We start from the raw sequence: 14578 nt of genomic DNA, 5'->3' as shown, positions 1-14578 counted from the left end.
ATAAGCCACTGGAGTGCTCACAATGCCTGCCGAACCGCCCATTCTTCCCGACATCGACTGTGATGTGCTGATCGTCGGCTCCGGTGCGGCCGGTTTGTCGGCCGCTGTCACGGCGGCATGGCATGGCCTGAAAGTCATTGTGGTGGAAAAGGATGCGGTTTTCGGTGGCGCCACGGCATGGTCCGGCGGCTGGGCCTGGGTGCCCTGCAATCCCCTGGCCCGTCGCGCCGGCATCGTCGAAGACGTGGCACTGCCACGCACCTATTTAAAACACGAGTTGGGCGAGCACTTCGAGCCGGCAATGATTGATGCCTTCCTGGAGGCCGGCCCACAGATGGTTGCGTTTTTCGAACAGCACACCTCGCTGCAATTCGCCGACGGCAATGCCATTGCCGACATTCACGGCGACACGCCAGGCGCAGGCACCGGCGGGCGCTCGGTGATCGCCGCCCCCTATGACGCACGAAAAGTCGGCAAGCTGCTCAAGCGTCTGCGCAAAACCATGCGTGAAACGTCGTTCATGGGTATGCCAATCATGGCGGGCGCGGACCTTACGGCATTCCTCAACCTGACCCGCTCGCTGCCCGCCGCCTGGCACGTCACCCGACGCTTCACCCGCCACCTGCTCGACCTCGCCGTGCATGGCCGCGCGATGCAACTGGTCAACGGTGTGGCGCTGGTCGCACGCCTGGCAAAATCCGCCGAGGACCTCGGCGTATTGCTGTGGGAGTCGGCGCCCGTCACCGAGTTGCTGCGCGAGAACAATCAGGTCCATGGCGCGGTGGTCAGCACTACCAAAGGTTCGGTGCGCATCCACGCGCGCAAGGCCGTGGTACTCGCGGCGGGCGGCTTTGCCAATGACATCGAACGGCGCAAGGCATTGTTTCCACGCACGCCAACCGGGCGTGAACACCTGGCCCTGCCACCGCTGGCGGTGTCCGGCGACGGGCTGCGACTGGGCGAAAGCGTCGGCGCTCGAGTGAATACCGATATGGCGTCACCGGTCGCCTGGGCACCGGTCTCGCAGGTGCCGCACAGCGATGGCAGCGTTGGCCATTTCCCGCACATTATTGAACGCGGCAAGCCGGGGATCATCGGCGTGCTGAGCAATGGCCAGCGCTTCGTCAACGAAGCCAACGGCTACTACGACTACGTCAAGGCCATGGTCGCCGCTGCCCCGCCAGGCGAAGAGGTCGCTTCGTGGCTGATTTGCAGCCATGGTTTCCAGCGGCGCTACGGGCTGGGCATCTCTCGGCCGTTTCCGGTGCCGTTGTCATCCTTTATCCGCAGCGGCTATCTGAAAACCGGTAACACTCTTGAAGCATTGGCGTCGGCCTGCGGCATCGATCCGGACGGTCTACGCCGCACCGTGGAAGACTACAACCGCCATGCGCGCAACGGTGAAGACCCGCAGTTCGGTCGCGGTTCGACCCCCTATAACCGCAAGCAGGGCGATGCGCGGCAACAACCCAACCCCTGCGTCGCGCCGATCGAACAAGGCCCGTTCTACGCGGTGAAGGTCCAGCCCGGTTGCTTCGGCACCTTCGCCGGGCTCAAGGTCAACGCACACGCCCAGGTCCTCGACGACACAGGTCAGGCCATCGCCGGTCTGTATGCGGCGGGCGGCGACATGGCCAGCATCATGGGCGGGCACTACCCCGCCGGCGGCATCAATCTGGGCCCGGCGCTGACCTTCGGCTACATCGCCGCGCGGCATATCGCGGGTATCACCGCTTATGAAAAGGAGATCGACCATGCAGCACATCGTTAACGCCCAAGGCTTGAACATGCCAAAACTGGGCCTCGGCACCTGGCCGATGCTGGGCGAAGAATGCACCCGCGCCGTGGAACAGGCCCTGGCACTGGGTTATCGGCACATCGATACCGCGGCGGGCTACAACAACGAAGACGCTGTCGGTCAAGCACTGGCGAACAGTCCGACACCCCGCGAGCAGATCCATGTCACCACCAAGGTCTGGTGGGACCAACTGCAGCCCGACGCCATGCGCCACTCCATGGACCGCAGCCTCAAGGCCCTGCGCAGCGATTACGTCGACCTGTTCATGATCCATTGGCCGAGCACCGACTGGGACTTGCCGAGCACGATCGAGACCCTGGTGTCGTTCAAGGAACAAGGCCTGGCGCGCAATATCGGCGTGGCGAATTTTCCGCTGCCGCTGTTGCGCACAGTCGTCGAGGAACTGGGCGCTCCGCTGTCCGCCATTCAGGTCGAGTATCACGTACTGCTCGGCCAAAACGCCCTGCTGAACTACGCCCGTCAACACGATCTGGCCCTCACGGCCTACACGCCCCTGGCTCGCAACAAGGTCTCGGACATCCCGCAGATCCGGCAGATCGCCGCCAAACACGGCGTGCTGCCAACCCAGGTCGCACTCAAATGGCTGCTGGATCAAGCGAACGTGGCCGCCATTCCCAAGGCCAGTAGCGAGGCCAATCAACGGGCCAACCTGGCGGCGCTGGAGGTGCAACTGGATGACACGGACCGCGCCTTGATCGCCAGCCTTTCCAAACGCGAGCGCCAGGTCAGCCCGCCCTTTGCCCCGGTATGGGACGCGTTCGACGAATAACCCCGCCGATCCGAGCGCTTTACGCAGCGCTCGATGCTCCCCCGATAAAAAAACCGTCGCCCTGCGGAATTCGTCGGGGTGTCCGTGTTCAATACAAGCCTGAAATGTGCTCGGCAATCCGTCAGGGGTTGCCGGGCCTAGGGGCGCGTGCGACAAAAACCCGGACGACTGGACTGGCGCCGCTCCCACTTGGCAGCAACACTCACCGCACGGGGTCATTACCCGGAACAGAAGAGGATTCCCACATGCTATGGAAAAAAGGCCGACGCAGTGACAACGTGGTCGATGCCCGTGGCGATGATGTCGGCGGTGGCGGGATGCGCTTTGGCGGTGGCAAGGGCCTGAGCCTGACGGCGATCCTTCTGATCGTCGGCATCGGCTGGATCACCGGCCAGGACCCACTGCAGATCCTCGGCCAACTGACCGGGCAGATGGGCCAGCAAACGGCACCGGCGACCACTCAGACGCGCAAGGCGCCACCAGCCAGTGATGAAGGCGCCGAATTCGTCCGTTCGATTCTGGGTGATACCGAGGACACCTGGCAGCAGATATTCCAGCAGGCCGGCAAGCAATACAAAGACCCGACCCTGGTGTTGTTCAGCAATCGCGTGAACTCGGCCTGCGGCCTGGCGACGTCGGCGACCGGTCCGTTTTATTGCCCGGCGGACCAGAAGGTCTATCTGGACATGGCGTTTTTCCAGGAAATGGCCCAACGTTTTTCCGCGGCGGGGGACTTCGCCCAGGCCTACGTGATCGCTCACGAAGTCGGACACCACGTGCAGACCTTACTTGGTGTTTCCGCGAAAATTCAGGCCGCGCGCCAGCAAGGCCGGCAAATGGAAGGCGATGGTGGCTTGCTGGTGCGTCAAGAACTGCAAGCCGATTGCCTGGCCGGCGTCTGGGCCAACCATGCACAACGACGGCTGAACTGGCTGGAACCGGGCGATGTCGAAGAAGCGCTCAACGCTGCCAATGCCATCGGCGATGATCGTTTGCAGCAACAGGGTCAAGGCCGTGTGGTGCCCGACTCGTTTACCCATGGTACGTCGGCGCAACGGGTGCGCTGGTTCAAAACCGGATTCGCCCAGGGCCAGGTTGGCCAGTGCGATACCTTTGCGGCGAAAAATCTGTAAATGAAGACGTGGCTGTTGGCGTTGTTGATCACCTGCACAAGTACTTGGGCTGCCGAGCATGCCGTCAAGGAGGTCAGCCCCGGACGCCTGTTGTTGAAATCAGGCGAGATCGCGGTGGGCATCAGCCCTGGCCCGGCCAAAATCGAACGAGTGTTGATCATCGTCCATGGTCGCTTGCGCAACGCACAGACCTACCTGCACAGCGGCGAACACGCGGCGGAACTGGCCGGGCAAAGTGCGACAACACTGATCATCGCCCCACAATTCCTCAATGAAACCGACGTCGCGATGCATCCCGTTGCCGAGACGGTTCTGCGCTGGCAGGGCAATGAGTGGATGGCGGGTGGCGAATCCACTGCGCCGTTCCGTCTCAGCGCCTTTGCGGCGCTGGACGAAATCATCGCCCGCCTGGGTGATCGCGAGCAGTTTCCCGATGTGAAGCAAATCGTCATCGCCGGCCACTCCGGTGGCGCTCAAGTGGTTCAGCGATACGCCATGCTCGGACACGATCAGCCAGCCCTCGACGCCGCCGGGGTGCAGGTGCGCTATGTCATCGCCAATCCATCTTCCTATGCGTACTTCGACGAACGCCGGCCAGTGGCTTTCAGCCATGCCCGCTGCCCGGACTTCAATCGCTGGAAGTACGGGCTGACGGATCTACCCGCCTACGCCGAAGGGAAAACGCCTGCGCAACTGCAGGCAACCTACGTCAAGCGCAACATCGTTTATCTGCTGGGGCAACAGGACATCGACCCCAACCACCCGGCGCTGGACAAGGGCTGTGAAGCCCAGGCGCAAGGCCCCTATCGATTGGCCCGCGGGCGCAATTACTTTGAGTATCTGAAGCGGCTGCAACCGAAAGGGCTCAATCAGCAACTGATCGAAGTGCCCGGCGTCGGGCATGACGGGGATGGGATGTTTACTTCGCCGGAGGGGCAAAAGGCGTTGTTCGGGCTGTAGGTTTCGCGCTGGCCGAGAGCATCTGCCGCAACTCGATGCAATCGGCCGCATGCCAATCGGTCAATTCCGGCCACGGATTATCCGGCAGGTTCACCAGCACCGTCCGTGCCCCCGCCGCCCGCCCGCAATCCAGATCAAAGCGGTAATCACCGACCATCACCATTTCGCTCGCCGGTACGTTCCAGGCTTGCGCCAATTTCAGCAAACCACCGGGGTGCGGTTTTGGCGGCGCTTCATCTCGACCGAGCACGTCCTCCACCGCGAAGCAGTCAGCCAGGCCAATGGCCTCCAGCGTGACATGCGCCAATTCACGGGCATTGCGCGTGAGAATGCCCAGGCGATACCCGCGCCCGGCCAGGTCACGCACCAGCTCTACGGCACCCGGTGCCGGTTTCGACCCGAGCGCCAGGTCGCGCTCGTGCTCGAGCAGCCACGCATGCTTGGCAGCGGCTTCGTCGGCCGGTAGCGCGGCGAGGTGGGTCAGGATGTCGTCTTCGGCCGGGATCGCCAGCGCCACGCGAATCGCCGCGAAATCATGCACGGCCACCGTCAGGGTGCCGTCCATGTCGAACACCCAGTGACGCACATCGGCCAGGCTCATGACCAATCCTTGCGATGACGGATCAGGCCTTCCTGCGTGACCGAGGCCACCAGTTTCCCGGCGCGGTTGAACACGCTGCCACGGGAGAAACCACGGGAGTTGCCGGCCCAGGGACTGTCCATCGCGTACAACAACCAGTCATCGGCACGCAGATCAGCGTGGAACCACAGCGCATGATCGAGGCTGGCGACCTGCATGTCCTTGTGCCAGACCGATTTGCCATGGGGCTGCATCGAGGTGGTCAGCAGACCGAAATCCGAGGCATAGGCCAACAAGTACTTGTGCAACGCCGGGGAGTCGGCCAAGGCACCGTCGGCACGAAACCAGACGTACTTGATCGGGTCGGATGGCAGCGGGTTGTAGGGATCCTTTTCGGTGATCGGCCGGAACTCGATCGGCTTGGGGCACAGCAGTTTTTCGCGCATTTTCTCGGGGATCAGGTGCGCGCGCTGCTGGGTCAGCTCCAGCTCCGATGGCAGGTTTTCCGGACCGACCACTTGCGGCATTTCGCTTTGGTGCTGGAAACCTTCTTCGTCGTACTGGAACGAGGCGCTGCAGGTGAAGATCGGATGGCCCTTCTGGATCGCGGTCACCCGGCGTGTGCTGAAACTGCCACCGTCGCGCACCCGATCAACCTGATACACCACCGGCAACCCGGCGTCGCCCGGACGCAGGAAGTAGCCGTGCATCGAATGCACATGGCGCGCCTCATCGACGGTCTGACTGGCCGCCGACAGGGACTGGCCGAGTACCTGGCCACCGAACAACTGCCGAAAACCCAGGTCCTGGCTACGGCCACGGAACAGGTTTTCCTCAATCGGCTCCAGGGTCAGCAGGTCGACCAGATCATCCAACACTTGGCTCATTCAGACTCTCCTCACACAAAGCAATGCCGCGCAGTCTTGGCTGCGGCGGTCGATTCAGTTTCTGGCCAGGGCCGATGGGGGCCATTGTAAACATCCGCGGCGGCTTATCCATGCAAGGTTTGCAGCCATTGTTCACGGCTGATGCGATACAGCACGTGATGGCGCAAGGGATGATCGACGGCAAGGTTGGGGTGTTCAAAGTCATCAGCGCCATCATGGTGCATGCCGATGGCCTGCATGACTTTCTGTGATGGCAGGTTGCTGTCGGCCGTGAAGGAGACGATTTCGTTCAGCGCCAAACGGTCAAACCCGCAGCGCAGAGCGGTCCACGCCGCCTCACTGGCATAACCCAGTCCCCAATGCTCGCGCGCCAGGCGCCAGGCGATTTCGATGGCGGGGGTGAACGGCGCGTCGAAACCCACCACCCCGAGCCCGGTAAATCCGATGAACTGCCCAGTGTCCTTGCGCTCCAGCGCCCACGGACCGAAACCATGCTCAGCGAAATGACCACGGATTCGCCCGATCAATGAAGCACTTTCCAGTCGGCTCAAGGGTGCCGGGAAATAACGCATGACCTGTGGATCGGCACACATTGCCGCAAACTCCGGCAAATCCTCATCCTGCCACTGCCGCAACAGCAGCCGCGCGCTCTCGAGTTCCAGTATCGGCTCCATCGTGCTCCCCCCATTTTCATGCCGCGAGTCTACAACGCTGGTAGGATCCTTCACTCATTCCTGTACGAAAGCATCATGCCGCTGCCGCTGATTTATCACGAAGACTACAGTCCCGAATTCCCGGCGGATCACCGCTTCCCCATGGACAAGTTCCGCTTGCTGCGCGATCACCTGGTGGACAGCGGCCTGACTCGCGACGCCGACCTGCTGCGTCCGCAACTCTGCCCGCCGGAGATTCTCGCCCTCGCCCATGACCCTTCGTACATCGAACGCTACATGGGCGGCGAGTTGTCCCGCGAGGATCAACGTCGCCTCGGCCTGCCCTGGAGCGAAGCCCTGGCCCGGCGCACGGTGCGGGCGGTCGGCGGCTCGTTGCTGGCGGCCGAGCAGGCGCTCGAGCATGGCCTGGCCTGTCACCTGGCCGGCGGCACTCACCACGCTCACTATGACCACCCGGCCGGCTTCTGCATTTTCAATGACCTGGCGGTGATCAGCCATTTCATGCTGGAAAGTGGCCGGGTCAACCGGGTACTGATCTTCGATTGCGATGTGCACCAGGGTGACGGCACTGCACGCATCCTGCACGACACTCCGGAGGCCATTACCGTTTCCCTGCATTGCGAGAAGAATTTTCCTGCACGCAAGGCCGACAGCGACTGGGACATTCCATTGCCCAATGGCATGGGCGATGCCGATTACCTGAAAGTGGTGGATGACGCGCTCAACTACCTGTTGCCGCTCTATCAACCGGATCTCGTGCTGTATGACGCCGGCGTCGATGTGCACAAGGACGATGCCCTCGGCTATCTGAAACTGACGGACGAAGGCCTCGCCGCCCGCGATGAAGCCGTGATGCGTCATTGCCTGGGCCGCGACATCCCGGTGGTCGGGGTGATTGGCGGCGGCTACAGCAAGGACCGCAAAGCCCTGGCCCGCCGCCACGGCATTCTCCACCACAGCGCGCAGCGGGTCTGGCAGTCATCAGGTTGTCACTGAGTTGTGGACGCTTTACCCACAATGCCTGTGGAGCTGCCTGTGGATAACCTGAGTGAAAGCGACCGCAGCCCATGCGGGGTGTGGGCTACAGACTAATGATCATTTTTTAACCACCCTTTCAAACCCCATACAGTCCCCGTGGGAGCGGGCTTGCCCGCGATGAGGCCGGCACCTTCACCCTCTTCGGTGACTGACACTCCGCCATCGCGGGCAAGCCCGCTCCCACAGGGATTTTGGCTGCTAGAATGCCTACCTTCATTCCGCCAGACCGCAGCGCAGCCCATGACCCGACCCTCGACACCCTCCACCTCTCACGTCGCCATCATCGGTGGCGGTCCCGCCGGCCTGATGGCGGCTGAAGTGTTGAGTCAGGCCGGGATCAAGGTCGATCTGTACGACGGCATGCCTTCGGTCGGGCGCAAATTCCTCCTGGCCGGCGTCGGTGGCATGAACATCACCCACTCCGAAGCCTACCCGGCGTTCCTTTCGCGCTATGCCGAACGGGCACCGCAGATCGCCCCGCTGCTGCGCGGTTTCGGCGCCGAAGCCCTGTGCCAGTGGATTCAGGACCTGGGCATCGACACCTTCGTCGGCAGCTCGGGCCGGGTCTTTCCGACCGACATGAAAGCCGCGCCGCTGCTCCGTGCCTGGCTCAAGCGTCTACGTGACGGCGGCGTCGTTATCCACACCCGCCATCGCTGGCTGGGCTGGAATGAAAACGGCGGTTTGCGCATCGACAGCCCCGAAGGCGAAAAAACCGTTCAGGCCGACGCCACCCTGCTGGCGCTCGGTGGCGGCAGTTGGGCGCGCCTGGGTTCGGACGGCGCCTGGATGCGGCCACTGGAGCAACGCGGTGTAGGACTGGCACCGCTGCAACCGAGTAATTGTGGCTTCGAGGTGCAGGCCTGGAGCGAATTGATGGTCAGCAAATTCGCCGGCAGCCCGCTGAAAAACATCGCCATCGGCCTCAACGACGACGTGCCGCGCCTCGGCGAATGCGTAATGACCGCCACCGGCATCGAAGGCAGCCTGATCTATGCCCTGTCGGCACCGATCCGCGAAGCGATCAACCGGCACGGCTCGGCGACTATTCATATCGACCTTCTGCCCGGCCGGCCTGTGGATAAAGTGCTGTCGGCATTGAGCAAGCCGCGCGGCTCACGCTCGATGGCCAAACACCTGCACAGTCAGTTGGGCATCGATGGGGTGAAAGCCGCGCTGCTGCGCGAACTGACCTCTGCCGAAACCTTCACGGACATGGCTTTGCTGGCCCAGGCCATCAAGGCATTGCCACTGACACTGGTGAAAACCCGGCCATTGGACGAAGCCATCAGCAGTGCGGGCGGTGTGTTGTTCGAAGCGATGGATGAACGCTTGATGCTCAAGCAGTTGCCTGGGGTGTTCTGCGCGGGGGAAATGCTGGACTGGGAGGCGCCGACGGGCGGCTATCTGCTGACCGCGTGTTTCGCCAGTGGGCGGGCGGCGGGGTTGGGGATGATTGAGTGGTTGCAGCGCTAGGGCTGAAGACCGAATAGCCCCCATCGCCAGCAGGCTGGTTCCCACAGGAAACACCTGTGGGAGCCAGCCTGCTGGCGATGGCGGCTTAGCAGACGCCGCCGTTAATCAAGGCTTACGCTTGCGCGGCCCGGTATTGAACACCGGCACCTTGCGCACAGGCTTGACCGAAGGTTCTGCTGGTGCGACTTCCCCGCTATCCACCCACTTGCCAAGGTTGCGCTTGCCGCCACCACCCGAAGCTTTCGGCTTCTTAGGCTTTTTCGGCTTCTTGATCACCTGGCCACTGGCATCGGTGTCCGGCACCCGGTGCTCAGGCTCGAAGTCCGGTTCGTTCTGACGCTTCAAGGTCTGGCGGGTGAGCATCTCGATGGCCGAGAGCAGGTTCACCTCATCGGCACACACCAGGGAAATCGCCTCGCCGGTCGAGCCCGCGCGGCCGGTACGGCCGATGCGGTGGATGTAGTCCTCGGCGACGATCGGCAAGTCGAAATTGACCACCAGCGGCAAGTCTTCGATATCCAGACCACGGGCCGCAACGTCGGTGGCGACCAGGATCTGCACTTCGCTCGCCTTGAAACGGTCCAGCGCACGCTGGCGGGTCGCCTGGGGTTTGTCGCCGTGAATGCCGTCGGCGTTGATGCCCAGGCCCTGCAGCTTCTCGACCAACGCATCCACACCATTACGGGTCTTGGCGAACACCAGCACTTGCTTCCACTTGCCCTTGCGCATCAAGTGCACGAACAGCTCTGGCTTGCGCTTCTTGTCCACCGTCACCACCCATTGCTTGACGGTGTTGGCGGCCACGTTGCGCGGGCTGACTTCGATGGTCTGCGGGTCGTTGAGCATTTGCCCGGCCAGCAGGCGGATGTCGTCGGAGAAAGTCGCGGAGAACAGCAGCGTCTGACGTTTCTTCGGCAATGCGCGGTAAATGTTCGCCAGTTCTTCGGAAAAGCCCAGGTCGAGCATCCGGTCGGCTTCGTCCAGCACCAGGGTTTGCAGCTGGTTGAACTTCAGCGCGTTCTGGCGGAACAGGTCGAGCAAACGGCCCGGGGTCGCCACCAGCAGATCGACACCGCTGCGCAGCTTCATCATTTGCGGGTTGATGCTGACGCCGCCGTACACCGCGTAGGTGCGCAGTGGCAGGTTCTCGGCGTACTGGCGCACGGCTTCGTGAACTTGCTCGGCCAGTTCGCGGGTGGGCACCAGGATCAGCGCGCGCACCGAGTTGGCGGTGACTTTCGGCCCTTCCATGGCCAGCAATTGCAGGAGCGGCAGCGCGAAACCGGCGGTCTTGCCGGTGCCGGTCTGGGCGGCGGCCATCAGGTCGCGACCGGCCAGCACCGCCGGTATGGCTTGCGCCTGAACCGGCGTCGGAGTCTGGTAGCCAAGCTTCTCAAGGGAGCGCAGCAAGGGTTCGATCAGGCCAAGGGAGGCGAAAGTCATGGGAGTACCGTAGGAAAATTCAGCGCGGGTTGTGCAAAACAAGTGTGCAAAACAAATGTGCAATGGCGCGCAGTTTACCCTAATTCACACGGGATTCTGTCGGCACTGCCTTCACCACCGGCTGCGGTGGCGAACGGCGCCACTGCGGCAGACCGATCAACACCACGGCACTGATGATCACCAGCATCGCCAGCCCTTCTTCGATACCGATGGTCTCGCCGACAAACACGATCCCCAGCAACACCGCCACCGCCGGGTTGACGTAGGCATAACTGGTGGCCGCCGCCGGGCGCACGTGTTTCAACAGATACATGTAGGCGTTGAAGGCGATGATCGAACCGAACACGGTCAGGTACGCCAGCGCGGCCCAGCCTTCGATCGGCGGCATCTGTTCCAGGTGCTCGCCGCTCACGGCACTGCCGATCAGCAACACCACCCCGCCCACCAGCATTTCCACGGCACTGGCCATGGCGCCCTGAGGCAATGGCAAGTGTTTGCTCCACACCGAACCGAAGGCCCAGGTCGCCGCTGCAAAGATCAACAACGCGGCGCCCAAGGGGCTCGATTGCAAGTTGGAACCCAGGTTGAGCATGGCGATACCGATCAGCCCGAGGACAATCCCGGCCCATTCGAGACGGGTATTGCGCGCGCCCCACAAGTAGCCACAGAGCAAGGTGAACAACGGCACCGTCGCCACCGCCAAGGCGGCGACACCTGAAGCCACCCCCGTGTGCTCGGCGAGGCTGACCCCGCCGTTGCCGCAAGCCAGCAGTAACACCCCGATAATGCCGGCGGCTTTCCATTGCGCCCAGGTCGGTGCCGGTGCCCCGCGCCAACGCAGGAAGGCATACATCAAGCTCCCGGCAATGACGAAGCGAATCCCGGCCAGCAGCAGCGGCGGCCAATACGCCACGCCGATGCGGATTACCAGGTAAGTCGAGCCCCAAATCACATACAAGGCGAAGAAGGCGGCGATCAGCGGTAAGGGAAAACGACGTAGGCCAGGCATGGGGGGCAGCTCACAGGCAAGACAAGTGAGCCGCTATTTTAGAAAGGCTGACAGCAGAAAATAAGTTACAAAACCTTTTTAAAGCGCCGGTACACTTTTCAAAACACGGAGTTCAGCGCTATATACCGTTGTTTCGAAAGTCAGCCCTTTTCAGGAGTCGCCCCGTGGATAAATACGACCGCATGCTGCTCAGCGCCCTGCTGGAAAACGGTCGCGCGTCCTACGCCGACCTGGCGCGCAAGGTCAACCTGTCCGCCCCCGCCGTGGCCGAACGCGTGGCCAAGCTCGAAGCCAGTGGTGTCATCACCGGTTACCAGGCGAAAGTCGACATGGCCAAGCTGGGCCTGCCCATCCAGTGCGTGATCGAACTGCGCCTGAACCAACACGGTAACCAGAAAGCCTACGACGACCTGATCAAAATCCCACAGTTGACTGAATGCCACCGGGTGACGGGCGATCCCTGCGTGATCATGCAGGCGGCGGTGGGTTCGATGCCGGAGCTGGAAGAGTTGATCAACCGGATCGCCACGTTCGGCTTCAGCAAGACGTCAATTGTGTTGTCGAGCGCGATAGAGAAGCGCGTGCCGCTGGGGCACATCGAGGGCAATGGAAAGTGAACAACCTGTAGGAGCGAGCCTGCTCCTACAGGGAATCTGCGGTGTAGTCAGAAGCCGCGATAGCGCTTCAGATGTTCGCCCACTTTTGCCGCCGGCACTTTCTGCAACTTGCACAGCAGGTCGTGGGACAACTCGCGCAAGCCGTGTTTCTGGCGCAGCTCTTGGGCCAGGTGCGCCGTGAGGTTGGCGGCCATTTCCGCGTCGGCCATGGCCCGGTGGGCCTTGCCGGTGTGGGGCAGGTTGGCGAAGGTGGTGAGGGTGCCGAGTTTGTGGTTGGGCGCGGCCGGCATCAGGCGGCGGGCCAACAGTAGCGAACAGGCGAAGTTCTGCAGACGGGTGCGTTTGATGCGCCCGAGCTCGAAGTCCCAGAATTTCTGGTCGAACGCGGCGTTGTGCGCCAGCAACGGCGTGGTGCCCACGAATTCGTTGACCTCGTTCATCACCTGCTCGGCCGATGGCGCGGTGCGCAGCATGGCGTTGCTGATGCCGGTGAGTTGTTCGATGAAGGCCGGGACTCGCACTCCGGCATTCATCAGGCTCTGGTAACGCTCGACGATGCGCCCCTGTTCAAGGATCACCACGGCAATTTCCGTGGCCCGGCAGTTGCTGCTCGGGGAGATCCCGGTGGTTTCAAAGTCGATGACTGCTATGCGTTCCAAACCTGTTTCAACTCCGTAAAAATCAATTCTTGAGCAGCAGCGCACCTTCGATCGGCACGTAGCGACTGGCCGCGCGGATCAGCGAGTTGGCGGTCAGGCCCGGCACGCCGTAGGCCACCGCCTGCACGCCGTGCTTGCTGATGATGCGCTCAAGCAGCATGTCGAAATCGCCGTCGCCGGAGGCCAGCACCACTTCGTCGACATGGTCGGCGGCGTCCATGATGTCGAGGGTGATGCCCACGTCCCAGTCGCCCTTGGCCGAACCGTCGCTGCGCTGGATGAAAGGCTTGAGCTTCACGGTGAACCCGAGATTGCGCAGGATCTGCTGGAACTGCTGCTGTTTGCTGTCGCCGCGATCGATGGCGTAGGCGTAGGCCTCGACAATCTGCCCCTGCTTGCTGATTTCAGCCCACAGCGCGGCGTAATTGAAGTGGCAACCGTAAGCCTGACGCACGGTGTAGTAGAGGTTCTGGACATCGGCGAACACTGCGATTTTTTTCACCGCACATCCCCTTGGGCGCAGGCAGGATCAGGCACCAGGCCCGAAAAGTCGCCCAGTATGCCAGCCTGAAGGCGTATTCCGCGAATAATCGGCCCGAGGCATCCGGACGCCTCGGACGAATGGCACCTGTGGAATGGGCAACGTTGAGGAGTGACACCTTTGGAATGACACCTGTGGCGAGCGAGCTCGCCACAGGTCAGGTGCAACAGAAGGGTCAGACGAAAGAGTCGTCGTCGCCGCCGAAGAACGATGAGCTGTCATCGTTGTAGTCGGCGTCAGTAAAGCCGCCCTGGTCGTTACTATAAGAATCGTTACCCGCCATACGCTGGTCATCGCCCCAGCCATTGTTGCTCTGGTCGCTGACCTGGGCCGGCTCTTCCTTGATGACTTCGACGATTTCCTGCGGTTGCTGATTGTTATGGAACAGGCTGCTGATGCCTTGCGCCAGCATTACGCCACCCGCGACGCCCGCGGCGGTTTTCAGCGCGCCACCGAGGAAACTGCTGCCGGCCGCTGCCGGAGCCTGCTGCTGCGGCGCATAACCCTGCTGCGCAAAGCCCTGCTGCGGAGCACCGTAGTTTTGCTGCGGCGGTTGGCCACCGAACGACGACCGCCCTGGCTCGCGCCAGCCGCCACCACTCGATACCGGTGCGCTTTGGCTGGGCGCCGGCTGCGGGTCGCGGGCGCTGCCACCAAAGATGCTCGACAGAAAGCCGCCACTGCTTGGGGCCGGCGCCGCTGTCTGCGCCTTGGCCTGCTGCAGTTCGGCCTGCAATTGCTGGATTTGTGCCGTCAGTTGCTTGTTCTGCTCGTCGAGGCTCTTGATCGCCGCCTCTTGCACCAGAATCGCCTGGGTCATGAAATAACCCGCTGCGGGCTGGCGAGTCAGGTGTTCCTTGATCCGCGCCTCGGCCTGGGCGTCGCGCGGGGCTGAGTTCGTTTCGGCCTGTTGCAGCCGGGAAAACAGTCCATCGATCAGGGTTTGTTCTTCGCTGTTCATGGCGACCTCTTA

General features: G+C 62.4%; 15 protein-coding genes. 7 read left to right on the top strand and 8 right to left on the bottom strand.

Annotated features, from left to right (window positions below; all coding sequences use genetic code 11):
- Nucleotides 1–22: 22 nt before the first annotated feature.
- The 4 genes from AC1Q6D_RS23540 (at nucleotide 23) to AC1Q6D_RS23525 (ending at nucleotide 4681) form a co-directional block, all read left to right on the top strand.
- Nucleotides 23–1771: an FAD-dependent oxidoreductase gene (locus tag AC1Q6D_RS23540; protein WP_103403471.1), complete on the top strand. Its 1749-nt coding sequence runs from the start codon at nucleotides 23–25 to the stop codon at nucleotides 1769–1771.
- Nucleotides 1755–2588: an aldo/keto reductase gene (locus AC1Q6D_RS23535; RefSeq protein ID WP_047533592.1), complete on the top strand. Its 834-nt coding sequence runs from the start codon at nucleotides 1755–1757 to the stop codon at nucleotides 2586–2588. The genes AC1Q6D_RS23540 and AC1Q6D_RS23535 overlap by 17 nt, the downstream gene beginning before the upstream one ends.
- Before the next feature lie 245 nt (nucleotides 2589–2833).
- Entirely contained in the window at nucleotides 2834–3721 is an 888-nt protein-coding gene (gene ypfJ, locus AC1Q6D_RS23530; RefSeq protein ID WP_103403470.1) for a KPN_02809 family neutral zinc metallopeptidase, read from the top strand.
- Entirely contained in the window at nucleotides 3722–4681 is a 960-nt protein-coding gene (locus tag AC1Q6D_RS23525) for an alpha/beta fold hydrolase (RefSeq protein WP_103403469.1), read from the top strand. It begins immediately after the preceding gene.
- Here AC1Q6D_RS23525 and AC1Q6D_RS23520 read toward each other — a convergent pair.
- The 3 genes from AC1Q6D_RS23520 to AC1Q6D_RS23510 form a co-directional block, all read right to left on the bottom strand.
- A complete protein-coding gene (locus tag AC1Q6D_RS23520; protein ID WP_052193627.1) occupies nucleotides 4641–5282 on the bottom strand; it encodes an HAD family hydrolase in 642 nt (213 codons plus the stop codon). The two genes, AC1Q6D_RS23525 and AC1Q6D_RS23520, sit on opposite strands and share 41 nt — an antisense overlap.
- Nucleotides 5279–6148, bottom strand: coding sequence for an acyl-CoA thioesterase II (gene tesB / locus AC1Q6D_RS23515; RefSeq protein ID WP_047533601.1), 870 nt, complete (start codon nucleotides 6146–6148; stop codon nucleotides 5279–5281). Before tesB ends, AC1Q6D_RS23520 begins: the two co-directional genes overlap by 4 nt.
- 104 nt (nucleotides 6149–6252) lie before the next feature.
- The gene (locus AC1Q6D_RS23510; protein WP_103403468.1) at nucleotides 6253–6822 is read right to left on the bottom strand and encodes a GNAT family N-acetyltransferase; all 570 of its coding nucleotides are present in this window, start codon (nucleotides 6820–6822) and stop codon (nucleotides 6253–6255) included.
- Between the two features lie 75 nt (nucleotides 6823–6897).
- Between AC1Q6D_RS23510 and AC1Q6D_RS23505 the strand changes: the two genes are divergently transcribed.
- Both AC1Q6D_RS23505 and AC1Q6D_RS23500 read left to right on the top strand, forming a co-directional pair.
- Nucleotides 6898–7818 (top strand): histone deacetylase family protein, encoded by a 921-nt coding sequence (locus AC1Q6D_RS23505; protein WP_103403467.1) that lies wholly within the window; start codon nucleotides 6898–6900, stop codon nucleotides 7816–7818.
- A 282-nt stretch (nucleotides 7819–8100) separates the two neighbouring features.
- Complete coding sequence (locus tag AC1Q6D_RS23500) at nucleotides 8101–9336, top strand: TIGR03862 family flavoprotein (RefSeq protein WP_103403466.1); 1236 nt, start codon at nucleotides 8101–8103, stop codon at nucleotides 9334–9336.
- Between the two features lie 105 nt (nucleotides 9337–9441).
- Here AC1Q6D_RS23500 and rhlE1 read toward each other — a convergent pair whose 3' ends face one another.
- Nucleotides 9442–10779 carry an RNA helicase RhlE1 gene (gene rhlE1 / locus AC1Q6D_RS23495; RefSeq protein ID WP_103403465.1) on the bottom strand — a complete coding sequence of 446 codons (1338 nt, stop codon included), beginning with the start codon at nucleotides 10777–10779 and terminating at the stop codon, nucleotides 9442–9444.
- 79 nt (nucleotides 10780–10858) lie between these two features.
- Entirely contained in the window at nucleotides 10859–11788 is a 930-nt protein-coding gene (yedA, locus tag AC1Q6D_RS23490; RefSeq protein WP_103403464.1) for a drug/metabolite exporter YedA, read from the bottom strand.
- 164 nt (nucleotides 11789–11952) lie between these two features.
- Between yedA and AC1Q6D_RS23485 the strand changes: the two genes are divergently transcribed.
- Nucleotides 11953–12405 (top strand): Lrp/AsnC family transcriptional regulator, encoded by a 453-nt coding sequence (locus AC1Q6D_RS23485; protein ID WP_007990688.1) that lies wholly within the window; start codon nucleotides 11953–11955, stop codon nucleotides 12403–12405.
- 47 nt (nucleotides 12406–12452) lie between these two features.
- On the opposite strand, the gene AC1Q6D_RS23480 is transcribed toward AC1Q6D_RS23485, so the two are convergent.
- From AC1Q6D_RS23480 to AC1Q6D_RS23470, 3 genes are all read right to left on the bottom strand, one after another.
- The gene (locus tag AC1Q6D_RS23480; protein ID WP_103403463.1) at nucleotides 12453–13064 is read right to left on the bottom strand and encodes a 3'-5' exonuclease; all 612 of its coding nucleotides are present in this window, start codon (nucleotides 13062–13064) and stop codon (nucleotides 12453–12455) included.
- 22 nt (nucleotides 13065–13086) lie between these two features.
- The gene (locus AC1Q6D_RS23475; RefSeq protein WP_047533625.1) at nucleotides 13087–13566 is read right to left on the bottom strand and encodes an NYN domain-containing protein; all 480 of its coding nucleotides are present in this window, start codon (nucleotides 13564–13566) and stop codon (nucleotides 13087–13089) included.
- Between the two features lie 214 nt (nucleotides 13567–13780).
- Nucleotides 13781–14566, bottom strand: a complete 786-nt coding sequence (locus AC1Q6D_RS23470; RefSeq protein WP_090466925.1) for a DUF2076 domain-containing protein — start codon at nucleotides 14564–14566, stop codon at nucleotides 13781–13783.
- Nucleotides 14567–14578: the final 12 nt, after the last annotated feature.

The organism is Pseudomonas sp. MT92 (genome assembly GCF_058792515.1).
Note: the sequence above shows the minus strand (reverse complement) of the source record. Positions and strands in the feature narration are given on the sequence as shown.